The 15,897-nt window shown below is 68.7% G+C and carries 20 protein-coding genes and 1 riboswitch; of the genes, 3 read left to right on the top strand and 17 right to left on the bottom strand.

The features are described 5' to 3' along the window. Window positions 1–14 precede the first annotated feature (14 nt). The 6 genes from VNS22_RS12130 to VNS22_RS12105 form a co-directional block, all read right to left on the bottom strand. Window positions 15–1,007, bottom strand: a complete 993-nt coding sequence (locus VNS22_RS12130) for an ABC transporter substrate-binding protein (RefSeq protein WP_325732738.1) — start codon at window positions 1,005–1,007, stop codon at window positions 15–17. Beyond that, complete coding sequence (locus VNS22_RS12125; RefSeq protein WP_325732736.1) at window positions 1,004–1,807, bottom strand: ABC transporter ATP-binding protein; 804 nt, start codon at window positions 1,805–1,807, stop codon at window positions 1,004–1,006. The genes VNS22_RS12130 and VNS22_RS12125 overlap by 4 nt, the downstream gene beginning before the upstream one ends. Window positions 1,808–1,834: 27 nt before the next feature. Continuing rightward, window positions 1,835–2,779 carry a DUF1289 domain-containing protein gene (locus tag VNS22_RS12120; protein ID WP_325732734.1) on the bottom strand — a complete coding sequence of 315 codons (945 nt, stop codon included), beginning with the start codon at window positions 2,777–2,779 and terminating at the stop codon, window positions 1,835–1,837. Between the two features lie 251 nt (window positions 2,780–3,030). Further along, window positions 3,031–3,238, bottom strand: a riboswitch (cobalamin riboswitch). Between the two features lie 19 nt (window positions 3,239–3,257). Next, the gene (gene gstA / locus VNS22_RS12115) at window positions 3,258–3,878 is read right to left on the bottom strand and encodes a glutathione transferase GstA (protein ID WP_325732732.1); all 621 of its coding nucleotides are present in this window, start codon (window positions 3,876–3,878) and stop codon (window positions 3,258–3,260) included. 26 nt (window positions 3,879–3,904) lie between these two features. After that, the gene (locus VNS22_RS12110) at window positions 3,905–4,852 is read right to left on the bottom strand and encodes a TIGR00730 family Rossman fold protein (RefSeq protein WP_325732730.1); all 948 of its coding nucleotides are present in this window, start codon (window positions 4,850–4,852) and stop codon (window positions 3,905–3,907) included. An 81-nt stretch (window positions 4,853–4,933) separates the two neighbouring features. After that, window positions 4,934–5,770, bottom strand: a complete 837-nt coding sequence (locus VNS22_RS12105; RefSeq protein ID WP_325732729.1) for a hypothetical protein — start codon at window positions 5,768–5,770, stop codon at window positions 4,934–4,936. 63 nt (window positions 5,771–5,833) lie between these two features. Between VNS22_RS12105 and VNS22_RS12100 the strand changes: the two genes are divergently transcribed. Next, window positions 5,834–6,406, top strand: coding sequence for an SIS domain-containing protein (locus tag VNS22_RS12100; protein WP_325732727.1), 573 nt, complete (start codon window positions 5,834–5,836; stop codon window positions 6,404–6,406). Between the two features lie 39 nt (window positions 6,407–6,445). Next, the gene (locus VNS22_RS12095; protein ID WP_325732725.1) at window positions 6,446–7,606 is read left to right on the top strand and encodes a pyridoxal phosphate-dependent aminotransferase; all 1,161 of its coding nucleotides are present in this window, start codon (window positions 6,446–6,448) and stop codon (window positions 7,604–7,606) included. 69 nt (window positions 7,607–7,675) lie between these two features. On the opposite strand, the gene VNS22_RS12090 is transcribed toward VNS22_RS12095, so the two are convergent. The 3 genes from VNS22_RS12090 to VNS22_RS12080 form a co-directional block, all read right to left on the bottom strand. Then, window positions 7,676–7,879 carry a CsbD family protein gene (locus tag VNS22_RS12090; RefSeq protein ID WP_325732723.1) on the bottom strand — a complete coding sequence of 68 codons (204 nt, stop codon included), beginning with the start codon at window positions 7,877–7,879 and terminating at the stop codon, window positions 7,676–7,678. A gap of 147 nt (window positions 7,880–8,026) precedes the next feature. Continuing rightward, the gene (locus VNS22_RS12085; protein WP_325732721.1) at window positions 8,027–8,212 is read right to left on the bottom strand and encodes a hypothetical protein; all 186 of its coding nucleotides are present in this window, start codon (window positions 8,210–8,212) and stop codon (window positions 8,027–8,029) included. A gap of 38 nt (window positions 8,213–8,250) precedes the next feature. Next, window positions 8,251–8,676, bottom strand: coding sequence for a DUF2934 domain-containing protein (locus tag VNS22_RS12080; protein ID WP_325732720.1), 426 nt, complete (start codon window positions 8,674–8,676; stop codon window positions 8,251–8,253). A gap of 172 nt (window positions 8,677–8,848) precedes the next feature. On the opposite strand from VNS22_RS12080, the gene VNS22_RS12075 reads away from it, so the two are divergent. Next, window positions 8,849–9,193: a PRC-barrel domain-containing protein gene (locus VNS22_RS12075; RefSeq protein ID WP_325732718.1), complete on the top strand. Its 345-nt coding sequence runs from the start codon at window positions 8,849–8,851 to the stop codon at window positions 9,191–9,193. Window positions 9,194–9,244: 51 nt separating this feature from the next. Here the strand turns inward: VNS22_RS12075 and VNS22_RS12070 are convergent, their stop codons facing one another. The 8 genes from VNS22_RS12070 to VNS22_RS12035 form a co-directional block, all read right to left on the bottom strand. Further along, a complete protein-coding gene (locus VNS22_RS12070; RefSeq protein ID WP_325732716.1) occupies window positions 9,245–9,733 on the bottom strand; it encodes a hypothetical protein in 489 nt (162 codons plus the stop codon). A 104-nt stretch (window positions 9,734–9,837) separates the two neighbouring features. Then, window positions 9,838–10,743: a lipid kinase gene (locus VNS22_RS12065; RefSeq protein ID WP_325732714.1), complete on the bottom strand. Its 906-nt coding sequence runs from the start codon at window positions 10,741–10,743 to the stop codon at window positions 9,838–9,840. A 346-nt stretch (window positions 10,744–11,089) separates the two neighbouring features. After that, entirely contained in the window at window positions 11,090–11,719 is a 630-nt protein-coding gene (locus VNS22_RS12060; protein WP_325732712.1) for a sigma-70 family RNA polymerase sigma factor, read from the bottom strand. Between the two features lie 148 nt (window positions 11,720–11,867). Continuing rightward, window positions 11,868–13,619, bottom strand: a complete 1,752-nt coding sequence (locus tag VNS22_RS12055) for a sensor histidine kinase (protein ID WP_325732710.1) — start codon at window positions 13,617–13,619, stop codon at window positions 11,868–11,870. Then, entirely contained in the window at window positions 13,616–14,395 is a 780-nt protein-coding gene (locus VNS22_RS12050) for a response regulator (protein WP_325732709.1), read from the bottom strand. Before VNS22_RS12050 ends, VNS22_RS12055 begins: the two co-directional genes overlap by 4 nt. A gap of 71 nt (window positions 14,396–14,466) precedes the next feature. Further along, on the bottom strand, window positions 14,467–14,850 hold the full coding sequence (locus tag VNS22_RS12045; protein WP_325732707.1) for a hypothetical protein: 384 nt from the start codon (window positions 14,848–14,850) through the stop codon (window positions 14,467–14,469). A gap of 76 nt (window positions 14,851–14,926) precedes the next feature. After that, window positions 14,927–15,088: a DUF1328 domain-containing protein gene (locus VNS22_RS12040; protein ID WP_325732705.1), complete on the bottom strand. Its 162-nt coding sequence runs from the start codon at window positions 15,086–15,088 to the stop codon at window positions 14,927–14,929. A 362-nt stretch (window positions 15,089–15,450) separates the two neighbouring features. Beyond that, window positions 15,451–15,630, bottom strand: coding sequence for an entericidin A/B family lipoprotein (locus VNS22_RS12035; RefSeq protein ID WP_325732703.1), 180 nt, complete (start codon window positions 15,628–15,630; stop codon window positions 15,451–15,453). Window positions 15,631–15,897 lie beyond the last annotated feature (267 nt).

Genomic DNA, 15,897 nt, shown 5'->3' with positions numbered 1-15,897 from the left:
GGCTGGGTACCGTCTCACTCGCCGAAACGTTCCGGATGCAGGGCCCGGGCAAGCTTCTCGACCGCGTCGATATTGGCCGGGCCGGGCGTGATCTCGCCGTAGCGCAGCGGCAGGAAGCGGCCTTCCCGGACCGCGGCCAAGCCGGACATGCCGTGATGTTCCTGCAAGAAGGCCCAGCTCTTCTCCCAGCCGCCGGCATCGTAGTCGACCAGGACGATGAAGTCTGGTTCGCGCTCCAGCACCGCTTCCCAGCCTACCGTACCCCAGCTGGTCGGGACATCGTCCATGACGTTGCGCCCGCCGGCCGCCTCGATCAGCGCGGTCGGCATGGCATGGCGGCCGGCGGTGAACGGCTTGTCCTCGCCGGAATCGTAGAGGAACACCTCGACCGGCACGCTGCCGGCGACCTGGCCCTGGATCCTGGCGACGCGCGCCTGCCAGCCCTCGACCAGTGCCTCCGCCTTTTCCCGCTGGCCGAAGATCGCGCCGACATTGCGCACGTCCGCATAGAGCGTGTCGAGCGTGGCCCTGGGCTGGCCGGAATCGATGTGGACGCAGCTCTCGGTCAGCTCGTAGACGGCCACGCCATGGGCGCCCAGCGTATCCGGGGTGATCTCGCCGCCCGGGTTCATGCCGTAGTACCAGCCGGCGAAGAAGAAGTCGGGGTCGACCGCCAGCAGGTTCTCCATGGTCGGATGTTTGGGCGCCAGCTCCGGCAGGTCGCCCATCGCCGCCCGGAATTCCGGCGTCATCTTGTACCAGCCGGTGATGCCGGTGAGGCCGACCATGTGCGGCTGCAGGCCGAGCGCGAACATGATCTCGCTGATGTTCTGGTCGTGCGCCACCGCCCGCTGCGGTGCCTTGTCGAAGGTGATTGGCCGTCCGCAGCTCTCCACGGTGACCGGGAAGCCAGAGGCGGCGGCCGGGACAGGTGCGAGGACCAGGGACAGCAGGGCTAGGCTTGCCAGGGCCGGATAGCGGGGGAACAGGGAGCGGCGGCGGTTCATACGGGCAGTGGCTCCGGGCGCGGAGGGGCCGGGTCGAAGGTGACGCGCGGCCGGTCATGGAAGGGATGGCGGTCGACCTCCGCAGCCACGGCGAAGGTGCTGCGGATCAGCTCGGGCGTGAGGATCTCGGCCGGCGTGCCGGTCGCCACGATCCGTCCGCTAGCCAGCACGACCAGCCGGTCGCAGAAGGAGGAGGCTAGGTTCAGGTCATGGAGGGCGGCCACCACGGCGCAGTTGCGCGCGCGGATCATGGCCAGCAGGTCGAGCTGGTAGCGGATGTCCAGATGGTTGGTCGGCTCGTCGAGCAGCAGCAGATCCGGCATCTGGGCCAGCACCCGGGCGAGCATGACCCGCTGGCGCTCTCCGCCGGAGAGCCGTGCGAACGGCCGATCGGCCAGTGCCGCCACGCCCGCGAGATCGAGAGCCTCGGCGACGATGGCATGGCTCTTGGCGTCCGTGCCGCCAAACCGGCCCTCATGGGGCAGGCGGCCGAGGCTGGCCACCTCGGCCACGCTCAGGTCCGGATCCGGCGCTGCCTCCTGGAGAAGGATCGCCACCCGTCGGGCGACTGCCCGGGCGGAAAGCCGCCAGATGTCGGCGCCGTCGAGGAGGACACGGCCGGCCGAGGGCCGGCGCAGGCGGGCCAGGCAGTGCAGCAGGGTCGACTTGCCGGCACCGTTCTCGCCCAGCAGGCCCACCACCTCGCCCGGGCGCACCACAAGATCGATTCCTGCGAGCAGACTCCGCCCCTGCACCGAGCAGGTCAGGCCCACCGCCTCCAGCAGGTTCACCACAGCCATGCCAGCACCAACTTATGTTATATTATATCATTCTCCTGAAGCCGTAGCCCGCGGCGCACCGTTCGGCAAGCCGGCCTCGCCCGGGAACAGGCTGGCGCAGGCCACGTAGTCGGGCGGCAGTTCCAGGCCGGGCTCCAGCTCGCGACCGGAGGCGAGCAGGTCGGGCAAGAGACGGGCGCGCGGCCCGGCTTGGTCGTTGCGCAGGATGCGACCCTCGGCCTCGATCCGGCCGAACGGCGAGATAGCGACCCATCCGGCTGCCGCCTCCACCAGGGCCGCGACCAGATCCGGCGCGTCCTGCAGAGCTGCCCCGCGCCGGGCCTCGAGCCTCGCCAGCAGCACCGGGTCGTGGCTGCGCACGCAAAAGCGCAAGGCGCGCCGGCCCAGGCCCAGATCGACCAGGACCGCAGCCCGCCCGCCCGGATCGAGCGCATCCCGGTCCGGCCCGATCAGCTCGATGCCGGCAGGATTGGGCGTGCGCAGGCGGGCGCGGTGCAGCGCCAGCACCAGCCTGGTGGCTCGCCCCTGCCCGTCGACCAGCTCGAAGGCACGCGTGCCGGCCGGCAGTGTGAGGGTCGCGCGGCCGAGGCGGGTGGCGAGATGCAGGACGCCTGCCTCGAGCGCGGCGCGCACCGGCTCGCCATCGGCCGCGAACTCGACGCTGGCGCCATGGACGCCGATCGCCCAGCGCGCGCCTGGCAGCAGCGACCGGCCCGCCAGGTGCTCCAGAAGGGCGGTACCCGCCAGCGGCAGGAGCCGGAAGCCCAGGCCCAGGATCGCGTTGCGCCGGGGCAGGTCGGCCCAGACCGCACGCTGGGCGAAGGCCGGCAGGTCCCGCCAGCCGGCCAACTCCTTCTCGCTGCGCCCGCAGCCCCCGCACCAGCCGGTGGCCCGGTCGATCTGGCAGATGCCGACGCAGGGCGAAGGCGGCAGGTTCTGGGCGAGGTCCGGCGGCGTGGCACGCCCGCTCATCGGACCTGCCTCTCTGGACGTCCAGGCACGAGGGCAGCGAGGATCATGGCGGTTCCCGAGGTTCGCGCGCGCCAGCCGGTGCAGGGCGGCGCAGGAAGTGCTCCGGCCTGCGGCCGGGCAATGCTCAGTGCCGCGAAGCTGGCGACAAGCCCTGGCGCGACCGGCAGGAACAGCGGCATCGGGAACGGCGGCTGCGGGCGCAGGAATGGCTCACGATCGGACCTCCCGCCGGGACACCCCGCCCGGCGCACATGGTTGCACGATCGACGGCAGGTCTCCTGGCTCGCGGGTCCTCACCGACCTCCGACCTTCCCGGTTGCCCAGTGGTCATGCGCGGGAGGTCGATTCGCCGCTCACAGTTACGGGGGTAGCCAGGGACTGATGCCGGCCAAGCCGGCACGCACCCTGTTCCCTCTTGCCTCCCCCGTGGCCGGGGGAACCGTCGACACTCGCGATGATAGCCGGATTGCCGGTCCCGTCAAACCGGCTCGGCGCCGCCCAGCCCTTCCTCGGCCAGGGCCTGGCGCACCTTCGGCCGCTCGACGATCCTGGCCAGGAAGGCCTCCAGCGCCGGATAGGGCGTCAGGTCGATGCCCAGATGCGGCGTCCAGCTCAGGATCACGAAGAGATAGGCGTCGGCGATGGTGAACCCGCTGCCGACCAGGAAGGGCCGGGCTGCCAGATGCGCGTCGACCTCGGCAAACCGCACCGGCAGCCGCTCCCTGACCCGTTGCCGCCATGCCTCCGGCGTACCCGGGTCCCATAGCGAGCCCAGGGGCTTGTGCAGCTCGGTCGCGACATAGCCCAGCCATTCCTGGACCCGCAGCCGGTCGCGGGTGCCGGGCGACGGAAACAGGCCGGAGGCCGGCGCCAGATCCGCCAGGTACTGCACCACCACCTGCGCCTCGGTGACCAGCTCGCCATCGTCCAGCACCAGGGCCGGCACGTAGCCGCGCGGGTTGACCTGACGATAGTCCTGCCCGTCCTCCAGTCGGCCGGTCGGGATGTCGACCTTCACCAGGTCGACCGGCACCCCCGCCTCGCGCGCCGTGATATGCGCCGCGAGCGAGCAGGCGCCGGGTGCATAGTAGAGCTGCATGCCATCTCTCCTCGGCGGCCTGGTCTTCAGACGCTGCCCCGCCCCACCCGCTTTGGCGGGTTGTTCAGGTGATAGTCGGTCACGATCCGGAACGCCTCGTCGGCGTCGTCGACGAACTGGAACAGGTCCAGGTCGTCCGGGCTGATCATGCCCTCTTCCACCAGCATCTCGAAGTTGATCAGCCTGGTCCAGAACGCGCTGTCGTAGAGCAGCACCGGCATCCGCCGGCTCTTGCCGGTCTGGATCAGGCAGAGCGTCTCGAACAGCTCGTCCAGCGTGCCGAACCCGCCCGGGAAGGCCACCAGCGCGCGCGCCCGCATCAGGAAATGCATCTTGCGCAGCGCGAAATAGTAGAACTGGAAGCTCAGCTCCGGGGTCAGATAGGGGTTGGGCGCCTGCTCGTGCGGCAGCACGATGTTCAGCCCCGCGGTCTTGACCCCGGCCTCCGAGGCGCCGCGATTGGCAGCCTCCATGATGCCGGGCCCGCCGCCGGTGATGATGGTGAGCTCCTGGCCGGGATGGGCCTTGCTGAACTCGGCGATGAGCTGGCCAAACCGCCGGGCCGCCGCGTAGCCGCGCACATGGGTGGCGAGCCGCCGGGCGATCGCCAGCGCCCGTGTTAGCCGCGGATCGTCCGGATTGCCGGCGCTGGCCGCCTCGGCCGCGGCGAGCGCCGCCTCGGCCTCGCCGTCATTGGGCACGCGCGCGCTGCCGAACACCACCACGGTGGAATCGATGCCGTGCTCTTCCAGGATCAGGTCGGGCTTGAGCAGTTCCAGCTGGAAGCGGACCGGGCGCAGGTCCTTGCGCAGCATGAAGTCCGGATCGAGATAGGCCAGCCGGAATGCGGACGACCGGGTCTGCGGCGTGTCGGCCGGCCGGCTCTCGGGCCCACCGGCCGGCCCGCCCGAGGTCGTGGCCAAGTCGTCGGCGGGTTCGCCAGGACCGGGGTCGAAGGGATCGGGAAGGTTCATCGGGCAGAAGAAATCCGACAGGTTGCCGGGCGGGCAGCCGCTCCGTCCGGCCAAGCTAGCGTCATAGTGGTAAAGAATCTCCTACTGGCCGAGCGGTTGCATGCTCAGCACCTGCCCGGCGAAACCGTAGATGCGCTCGGCCGGCCGGGTCCTGTCCTGCGGTTGGAGGCTGCGGGCCCGCCACAGGGCCTCCTTGTCGGCAAGGAGCACCCCGTCCAGGACCCGCTCCTGACGCGAATCGCGCAGCCCGCCCAGTGCCGGCTGGATGTGCACGCCAGACAGCGGCGTCACCCCGATCCCGTCCAGCCGGCGTTCCAGGAGGAGCAGGACGCCACCGCCATCGGCACCGGTGAAGGGTGCCGCCAGCCTGGCACCTTGCTGGAGCTGGCCCGGCCATCCGACCGGCAGGCCGGTGATGCCGCAGGTGACGAGGATCCGGTCGAACGGCAGCCGGGCGAGATCGCCGGCATCCATCGCCAGGACCTGGACGCACGCCCATGGCCGCAGCGCCAGGCGGGCCCGTTCGGCCAGCGCCGGCAAGGCCTCCAACGCGGTGACCACACCCGTGCTGCCGACCAGATCGGCCAGGATGGCGGCCAGGTAGCCGCTGCCGGCACCCACCAGCAGCACCTTGCCGCCGGCGGGCACGGCCAGGCGATCGATCACGAAGGCCCAAAGCTGCGGCTCCGCCTGCCACAGATCGTGCGCGGGTTCGATCGCCACCCGCACATCGCCATAGAGTGCTGCGGGATCGCTGCTGGCGAAGCCCCCGCCCGGCCCCTCGATGCGCCAGGGCGACGGTGGCAGGAAGGTTTCGCGCGGGATGGAAGCGAACGCGCCCGCGACCCTCGGGTCGCGCACGCCCGCCGCGCGCATGAGGCCCTGCGCGAAGCGCTGCCTGGTCTCCGCTTCCGTCATGGCGGGTGCTATAGCACGCCCGCGCAGCACGCAGCGCCCGGAAAGGAAGTGCCTGGGGTGGAGATGAACGGAACGAGCTGGCTGGACTGGGCGGAGGCGAGCCGCCTGGTGCTGGCGGACAGCCTGGCGGCGTTCGACGAGGCGCGGGTGGAAGCCGCCGCCGAGGCGATGGTGGCGGCCCTGGCCGCCGACCGGCCGATGCTGATCTGCGGCAATGGCGGCTCGGCAGCGGACAGCCTGCATTTCTCCGGCGAGCTGGTCGGCCGCTTCAAGCGCGACCGGCGGCCCTATCGGGTCCTCTCGCTGGCCGCCGACCCGGTCTTCCTGACCGCCTGGAGCAACGACGCGAGCTTTGCCGACGTGTTCGCCCGCCAGGTCCAGGCCCATGGCACGGAGGGTGGGGTGCTGGTGGGCTTCACCACCTCCGGGCGGTCGCCCAACGTGCTGGCGGCATTCGAGGCGGCGCGTGAGCGCAGGATGACCACCGTGGCCTTGACCGGGGACGGCGGCAACGCGCTGGATGGCCAGGTCGACCACCTGTTCGCCGTGCCCGCGACCGATACGGCCCTGGTCCAGCAGGTTCATCTCGTGCTCTATCATCACTGGTGCCGCGTGCTCGAGGCACGGCTGGCCTGACAGCGTATCGCCACAATTTCCGATCGAGGTAGTCGTCGCATGGGTCCGATCCGGCAGTTCGTCCTGGATCTCCAGCCGTCCGGCATCGGGCAGATCGCCCGCGAAGGCCTGGATGATCCGGAGGTCATTCCGCTCTGGTTCGGCGAGAGCGACCTGAACTCGCCGTCCTTCGTGAACGAGGCCGCCAAGCAGGCGCTGGACGACGGCAAGACCTTCTACAACTGGACCCGCGGCCACCTGCCGATCCGCGAGGGCCTGCTCCGCTATCACCAGAAGCATTACGGCATCGAGCTGGACGAGGACCGGGTCTCGGTGCCCGGCTCGACCATGCTGACGGTGATGATCACCTGCCAGTGCCTAGTCGAGCCGGGCGACGAGGTGATCCTGGTCTCGCCCTACTGGCCGAACATCCGCACGGTCGTGGAGGTGCTGGGCGGGCGCACGGTCGACGTGCGGCTGCAGGAGGGGCCCAAGCGCTGGTGGCTCGACCTGGACGACGTCAAGCGGGCGATCACGCCCAAGACCAAGGCGGTCTACGTCAACACGCCGTCCAACCCGACCGGCTGGGTGATGTCGCGCGAGGAGCAGGTGGCGCTGCTGATGCTCTGCCGCGAGCGCGGCATCGCGATCATCTCGGACGAGGTCTACCACCGCAACGTGTTCGACCGGCCGTCGCCCGCCCCGTCCTTCGTTACGCTGGCCGAGCCGGAGGAGCCGGTCTTCATCCTGAACGGCTGGTCCAAGGGCTGGGCGATGACCGGCTGGCGCCTGGGCTGGATGGTGCACCCGAAGCAGCTCGCCGTGCCGATGGCGGTGCTCTCCGAGGTCAACAACACCGGTGCCACCGCGTTCGTCCAGTATGGCGGGCTGGCGGCACTGGACCAGGGCGATGCGTTCGCCGACGAGTTCGTGGCCCGCTGCGGCCGCAATCGGGCAATGGCGCAGGAGATTCTGGGCAGTCACCCGAAGCTGGACCTGCTGATTCCGGAAGGTGCCTTCTACCTGTTCCCGCGGATCAAGGCGCCGATGAACGGCCTGGAGTTCGCGCGGCGGCTCCTGCGCGAGGAAAAGGTCGGCGCGGCACCCGGCTACACGTTCGGCGAGGGCAACGAGCAGCATCTGCGGATCTGCTTCGCCCTGTCCTCCACGCGCCTGGAGACCGCCTTCATGCGCATCCGCCGCCTGCTCGACCGGATCTGAGCCGGCGCCGGAATCAGCGTCGCCGCCGGTCTCGCGACCGGCGGCGACATGAACCGGCGAGGCTGCGGCTCAGTGGCGGTAGTCGCGTGCCCAGGCGTCGATCTGGCGCTCGGCCTCGTCCTTGGTGACGCCATAGCGCTCCTGGATCTTGCCGGCGAGTTCGGTGCGCTTGCCCTGGACCCGGTCGAAATCGTCGTCCGTGAGCTTGCCCCACTGCTGCTGGACCTTGCCCTTGGCCTGCTTCCAGTTGCCTTCGATGATGTCCCAGTTCATGAGCCTGTCTCCCGGGTGCGGGTTTCGTGATCGAGGCTGGGATGAACTCGTTCCCATCGCCCCTGCCCGTGCTTCTCCATAGTCTATGGATGGAACCACCGGCCGCCGTCATAACAACACCCGAGTAGCTGCAAAGTTCCTCTGGGACTAGGATTGAGGCTTCTTCGGCTGCTCGTCCTTGTCGGCACGATCGGGAATCCCGGTAATTCCCTGGGTCACCGACACGGGATCGCTGGCAGGAAAGGTTTCTTCCAGGGCCTCGTCGAGATCGGCCTGGTCGGGCTGCTTCTTGCGGTCGCCCAGAGGCACCTTCTGCTTCTCCTGAACGGTCATGATACCGATCCTTTCACCTGTCTGGAGGAACCGCCCGGTCAGAGCGTTTCCATGCTGGCGGACTTGACCTTGCTCTTGCGCGGCTTGGCCGCCGGCTGGTCGGCCTCCGGCGCCACCGCGGCCTTCGCCGCCTTGCCCGGCTTCTTCTCGACATTGCCGGTGGTCTTGGAGCCTGCGCGCCTGGTCTTGGGCGCCGGCTTTTCGGCATGCACCGGTGGCGGTTCACTGGTCTGGTTCTCCGGCTCCTCGGCCGGGCGGGTGTCGGCGACGATCGAGCCCCGCTTGGGACGGCCGATGGTCTGGCCGGCATTCTCCTGGGCCATCTTCGCCCCGGCCTGCTGCTCGCGCTCGACCTGCTCGATCGCCTCGTGCCAGTTCGCCTCGTCCTGTCCCTCCGGCCGGCCCCGCTCGATCCAGATCTGGTAGGCCCGCTCCCTGATCAACGCTTCCCGATCCTGTGGCATGCCCAAGTCCTCCTCGCCTGTCGATTTAACACGGGAACGACTCCTGCGTTCCCGCCCCGATTTCAAGCACGTGGAACCCATGGCGCCGGACCGGATTGAGTCGGGTGCAGGGGTGCGACCTTCTCCGGCGCGCTCCGCCAGATAACCAGCGATTGGAAAAAGGAGCAGTCTGATGCAGCGGTCCGCCATTCTCCTGGCGGCCATCCTGTTGGGCGGTGTTCCCGCCATTGCGCAGGATGTCGAAACGTCGAGTGTTCCGCAGAACGCGTTCAGCGACAGCGAACTGGTCGGGCAGAGCGTCATGGACGTGACCGGCCAGACGGTGGGCAGGGTCAGCGATCTGGTGATCGATGCGGACCAGCGGGTCGAAGCGGTCGTGGTCGAGCTCGGCGGCTTCCTGGGCATCGGGGCCAAGCCGGTCCGGCTCGAAACCGCCAGTCTGCAGCAGGAGGGCGACGGGACGATCCGGGTCGGCCTCAGCGCGGAGCAGCTCGACAGCCTGCCGCCCGCCGAATGACCGGCACGTGGCCACGAAAGCGGTCAGCCCCCTCCCGATCCGACGTGGGGCCTATTGCAGCGCCGTCCCGGCAAACCCTCCGGCCAGCTGCGCGGAAGTACTGGGGAATGGCGTCGCGTCGTGCCGCGACACCGGCAGTCGCTGGAACTCGCCATGGGCACGGAACTGACGCACCTGCTCGAAGGCCTGAGCCAGCAGGCGGTACAGTTCCGGGTCGTCGATCGTGTTGCGCAGGGAGAACTGGAGGTGCCGCTCCAACCGGGCTTCCGCCTCCAGCACCGCCTCCAGGTTCACCGGCACCTTCTCTTCGGTCGGCACCGACTTGAGCTTGGCCTGCAGGTCGCCCGGTCGCACGCCATAGTCGATCAGGCAGCGCATCATGCTCTCGAACAGCTCGATGCGCCGTGCATAGGCCTGTCCCCAAGCCTTCGCCCTGCCGCCGTCGACCTCGTCGACGATGTGCCGCGCCAGACGGTGGCACGACAGCAGCGAGTCGCGGGCCAGCATGAGGGCCAAGGCGGCACGACGCTTGGGGTGCATGATCGCTCGTCCTTGTTAGTTCGTTAATGCAGCGACGCATCCCATAATGGTGAAGATGCGCGCCAAGCCGGACAGGCAGCAGCGCCCATCCCTCCTCAGCCACATCAACCGGTCGTGGCCGCCCCGGTTCCCACCTGCCGCGGCACCACCACCAGCAGCGCCTGCGGCAGAATTTCCAGGCGGATCGGCGTGCGGGTGACCACTTCCCCGTCGGCCGTGACCGTGCGCGGCCGACGGGTGCGGATCTCGAACCAGGGGGCCGACCGGGTAGTGACCCGTTCCGCATCGCGGTGCCGTCCCGCCCGAAGCGCGAACACATCCTTGACCAGCTGCCAGAGCGAGCGGGGTGCGATGCTGTAGAGCCAGAGCAGACCGTCGTCGATGCGGGCATCCTCGTTGATCACCATGCCCCCGCCATAGTTGCGCCCGGCGCCCACCGCGAGCTGCATGCTGCGCACCTGCAGGGTCTCGCCGGGCAGGCGGATCACCGCACGGAAGCGGCGCGGGCGGGACAGAGCCCGCCAAGCCGCGATCGCATAGGCCAGCACGCCGAAGCGGCGCTTCAGGTCGCCGTTCAGGGTGCGCGCGATGTCCACGCTGACCCCCATGTTGGCGACGTTGACGAACGGCACGCCGTTGACCCGCCCCGCATCTATCCGGCGCTGCCTGCCATTCACCACCAGCCGAGCCGCCTCCAGCGGGTCGGTGGGCAGTTCCAGCGCCCGCGCCAGGTCGTTGGCCGTGCCGAGCGGCACTACCAGCAGCGGCAGATTGCTCTCGAGCAGGCCCGGCAGGGCGGCATGGACGGAGCCGTCGCCGCCGCCAACCACGACCATGTCGATCCGGCCGACGTGCTCCCGGATCACCTTGGTCGCATCCAGCCTGCCATCCCCGTCGGGCCGGACTACCTCGACCTTCAGGCTGACGAACAGGTCGAGGAGCCGATCCAGATACAGGGCACCGCGCCGGCTGTTCGGGTTGACCAGCAGCAGCACCCGCGGACTAGCCATTCTGGTCCTCCAGGCCGATGCAGACCGGGCACTGCCAGGCAGGCAGTACCCCCAACCAGCAAACGACCATCATCCCTGCCCGGCCGACCGCCAGCCGGCTCCCGATCTTCATGCTGCGCCATCCGTTCTGCCATGGATCTGGGCCGCCGCATCCGGCGCCCGGGGCGGACCATCTTCGATCCGCATCAGCGTGGCTATGGCTTGGCCCTGCCTCCTCCTCCACAAGACCCGGCCCCTCAATCCGGCGCGGCCGGCGACCGCCGTTTGCACCGGAACCGGTACTAGAATGCAAAGGAGGCGCCTTGCGGCGCCTCCAGCAGGAACGAAAGAACCTAAGAAGAGGTCGTCAGTGGATGGGCCGGCCAGTACGCCGCGCCAGATCCTCCTGGACGGCCTGGGCCACGGCCAGGCGGCGGGCCTCGCTCGGCACCGCGATGTCAACCTTCGGCTCGATCCGGCGCACCGGGACCTTCGACGCGTCGACCGGCAGTTCCCCCTCCAGCACCATCTTCTTGAGGATGGACCGTGCCCGGGCCACACGGCTCTTCACCGTGCCGACCTCGCAGCCGCAGATCTCGGCGATTTTCTCGTAGGGCAGCTCATGGACGGTAGCGAGGACCAACACCTCGCGATGAGTGGCACTCAAATGGCGAAACGCGCGGCGGAAGGCATCCAGCTCGATGGCGCTTTCCTGGTAGGCTGGCTGCCACCAGTGGTTCTCGATCGTCTCGTCCTGCTCGACCTCGGCCGTGACATGCTTGCGGCTGATCACGCTGTGGAAGCGATTGCGCAGGATGGTGAACATCCAGGCCTTGAGATTGGTGCCTTCCTGAAACTGTGCCTGCGCCTGCAGCGCGTTGACCATAGTGTCCTGCACAAGATCATCGGCCAGGGCACTGTTACCGGAGGTCAGACTGCGCGCGAATGCCCGCAGATGAGGCAGCAGCGCGACGATATCCTCACGGAAAACTGACATGGATCAATCGCTCCCTCGTTCGCATCTGCCTCAGCGGCCCCCCCGTGGTCGACCATCCGAGCATTGGTCCAGTACCGCATCAACGCACCAGGCTGGGGAAGGTTCCGCCTGCAGGATGCATCGATCCGTCACCTCACTCCTTTGAGACTTAGGCCTTGAGCGGGGTAAAGACCAGGGTGGTGCGCGTGCCACCGGCTCCGCTCTCGACGGAGAGGTCGCCGCCGATCTGCCGGGCGAACATCTGGACGAGCCTGGTGCCGAGCCCGGTCGCAGCATCCGGCGCCGCCGGCGGCGTGCCTTCCAGGCCGACGCCGTCGTCGGCGATCGTCAGCCGAGCCCGCCCGTCCTCCAGCCGCTCCAGCCGGACCTCGATCGTGCCGGGCCGATTGTCGGGGAACGCGTGCTTGGCGGCGTTGGTCAGTAGCTCGCTGCACAGCAGCGCCAGAGGCGTCGCCTGATCGGCCACCACCACGACCGGATCCAGGGAAACGGCCAGGCTCACCTGCGGGGAAAGCTCGCCACTCAGGTCATGGACCAGGCTGCACAGCTCCTCCAGGAGTTCGTCGAGCGCCACCTGCTTCAGGTCGACGCGCTCGTAGAGCTTGCGGTGCACCAGGGCCAGCGCCTTGATACCCAGCTGCGCCTCGCGCATCGCCCGCTGCGCCTGGGCATTGCGCAGGGAGCCAGCGCGCAGGTTCAAGAGGCTCGTGACGATCTGCAGGTTGTTCTTGACCCGGTGGTGGATCTCGCGAAGCAGCAGGTCCTTTTCCTGCAGGGACGCGTGGAGCAGCGCGTCGCGTTCGCGGATCTCGGTGGCCGCGCGGGTGAAGGCGTGGGCCAGCTCCTCCAGTTCCTCCGGCGCCCCGTCCAGCATCAAGGGCGGCATTTCGCCTTCCCGCCGCCAGCGCCGCACCGCCTTCGCCAGCCTGAGCAGCGGCCGGGTGATCAGCATGTCGGTCGCGACCCAGACGACGAACACCGACAGGAACAGGATGGAGGTCGGCAGCAGGATGCCGCTCTGGAACCGGGCGTCGAGCCAGCTCCAGCGCTGCACCGGCAGCCCCACCAGCACCGCGGTGCGCATGCTCGGCACGTCGCTGCGGCGAGCCAGGAACTGCCAGGTCCGGCCCTCGTTGTCGGCGCGAATTAGCGGCACGCCCGGCTTGGCCAGCAGGCCCCGGATCGCCTCCGGATCGAGGCCGAAAGGCTCGACCTCGCCGCGGGTCGTGGCAATCGCCCCGTCCGTATCGACCACCAGTGCCACCGCGTCCGCCGGCAGCTGGATCGAGCGCGGCAGGGCGATGAGCGCTTCCAGCGCCAGGCCGGCGCTGATCGTGCCGTCGAAGGGCCGGCGCTGCCCGCCGATGGTGGCGGCCACCACCATGGTGCGCCCGACCATCGGGGTCCGCCCGATGATGACCCCGCTCGAGACCAGGTTGGCCTGCCCGCTGGCAAGCTGCCGGAACCATGGCCGCTCGGCATAGGAGACCCCGACCGCGTTCGGGCGCGAGCTGCAGATCACCCTGCCTTCCGCGTCCGCGCGGGCGAGCACCAGGAGCATGGCGTTCTGGTTGGCTTCCGCGGCCAGCGCATCACTGCAGACGACGGGATCCGCCTCGACCACGGCGGGCCGCTCCGCGAGGCTGAGCAGGAGCCTGGCGGCCTGCAGGGCCATCTGGTCGTGATAGCCTACGAACAGGGTGAGCGTGCGCTCCAGGGTGGCGCGCTGGCGCTGGCTGTCCTCGTTCAGCACGCGCATCGCCTGGACGATCGCAAACGCAGTGGGCACCAGCAGCACGAGCGCCACGATCACGGCGAGGCGAGCCTTCAGGCCGCGCAGACGTGCTGGCAGCGCATCGACCAGCGACCATGTCCCGCTTCCGCGCCGCCGATCGCTCACGCCGCGGCGGTCGCGAGCGCCTGCGAGATCGACACGGCCAAGGTGTCCGCGTCGAACGGCTTGGTGATCAGGAAGGTCGGCTCCGGCCGCTGCCCGGTCAGGAGCCGCTGGGGGAAGGCGGTGATGAAGATCACGGGCACCGTCATCTGCTTCAGGATGTCGGTGACCGCATCGATTCCCGAGCTGTCATCAGCCAGCTGGATGTCGGCCAGGATCAGACCGGGACGCTCTTCCTGGGCCTTGGCCACCGCCTCGTCGCGCGTGGCGGCGAACCCGACCACCTGATGGCCGTGCCGCTCGCAGATCCCGGCCAGATCCAACGCGATGATCGGCTCGTCCTCGATGATCATGATCCGGGTCGGCCGCTGGTCGCGCAGGTCCGCCTTGGCGAGGGTCATCAGCCGCTCGGCCTCCGCCGGCGCCACTTCCAGGATCTGGGCGATCTCGTCCGTGGTGAAGCCTTCGAGCACGGACAGCACCAGCGCCTGGCGCCTGGCCGGTGCGATCTCGCGCACCCGGTGGTCCAGGATCGCGTTGTTGGCGATCGGCGCATGCGGCGCCGGCTCCGGCTCGGCCCGGTCGTTCCAGCTCCGCGTCAGGGTCCGGAACAGCAGCAGCCGCAGCGACAGCCCGGCGCTGTTCGACCGGTCCGCCAGGAGCCGCTCCAGGCAGCGCTGGACCTGGATGTCGCCGCGCCGCTGATCGCCGGTGATCGCGCGTGCATACCGCCTCAGATAAGGCAGGGATTGCGCGATCTCCGCCGCCATGGTCGCCATTTCAACTCCCCCGGACAACAAGCCACCGGCCCTCCCCAACCGGGCACGGCCAATCCACCCGCCTGCCGGCGCTACTTCTCGTCCTCGCCGTCCTGCGGCTTCTCCTCGAACTGGAGCAGCAGCTTGGCCATTTCCGGAGGAATGGCCTCGTCGAGCACGGGATCGTAGAGCTGATGCATGCGGCGGTTCAGCCAGCGGTCGTAGTCCACGTCGATCGCGGACCGCTCCTTGTCGCTGCGGGCGGGAAAGGTCTTGCTGCTCGCCGCGCGACTCTGGTTCGACGAACTCGACAAGGCCCAGTCCCTTCTCGACCCAAGTTGCTGCGAGATCACGCGATGCGGCCACGGAAGCGGCATGCCCGGCAGATCCCGCATGACCATGTCAGGCTGGGATGTGCCGAGTTTGACGGAAATCAACTGCATGCTCAAGGTGACCTCGCGTTCGGCTGCCCGCACCAGAGGCAGGCTGCCGGCAAAACTGCCAGGCCTAAACCAAGTTCCCGCGGCTTCCGCGGCTTCTTCCCAGGCTGCATCATTCCCGCACCAGATAGGCTGCGAATGTAAGGGCGAGCAAGGCCAGGAAGACGAAGAAGAGCATTTTCGCCACGCTTGCGGAAACCATCGCCACACCGGCAAATCCCACTACGCCAGTGATAAATGCGAAGATAAAGAACAGCAATGCCCAACACAGCATCAGGCTCGCCTTCCGACTGGCGTGGCAACAGCACAGGTGCGGCACCGCACCATCGGCAAAGTCGGACCAGGCGCCCGAAGTTCCTTCCTAAAGAGCCGGCTGCTTATTTCGAGTTGGTGCGGAACCCTCCTGCTGTATAGACGTTTCAGGAACGACCGGACGTCATGCCGGTGCGTTTCAACCCTCCCTCGAAGTTGCGGGCCGCTTGCCATCCCCCCAGGCAGGCGGCCCGTTCTTTATCCAGCGGGTCGTTGCTGCGCCGAGCGCTGCAGGATCCTCGTCCCATGAAAAAAGGGCGGCTCCAGCTGAAGCCACCCTTTCTTGTGCCGCCCACGCGGCTCTTTGTTCGGCGTTGTGGACGATCAGTCCTTCGCGTCCTCGGCAGCGTCGTTCAGCGCATCCCCACCGGCGGAGATGTCCTCGCCGGCACCTTCCATCATGTTGCAGGCAGTGAGCGTGCCGGCGCCGAACAGCAGGGCGAGCGCGGCTAGCACCCGCAGGAGCCGGGTACTGGCGGTCAGCGACGTGGCGGCATTCGACATGGTGTTCTCCAACGGCGCCAGCGGATTGCATGGCTTGCACGTTGATGAACGAGGCAAATTCAGGGGGGTTCCCGTAGATTGGTGGTAGCCCGGTATGGCTGCGCCGCGCGTGCTGATCAGGCCACGGCCAGCCCCAGGAAGCGGAACTTAGCGCTGAGCGCGGACAGGTCGTAGGGCTTGGCCAACCGTGCCGTTCCCGGCTCGGCCGCTTCTGCCCCGCCGCCATAGCCGCTGGCGATGATGATCGGCAGGCCCGGCCATTGCTCG

This window comes from Geminicoccus sp. (assembly GCF_035556675.1).
Taxonomy (GTDB): domain Bacteria; phylum Pseudomonadota; class Alphaproteobacteria; order Geminicoccales; family Geminicoccaceae; genus Geminicoccus.
Note: the sequence above shows the minus strand (reverse complement) of the source record. Positions and strands in the feature narration are given on the sequence as shown.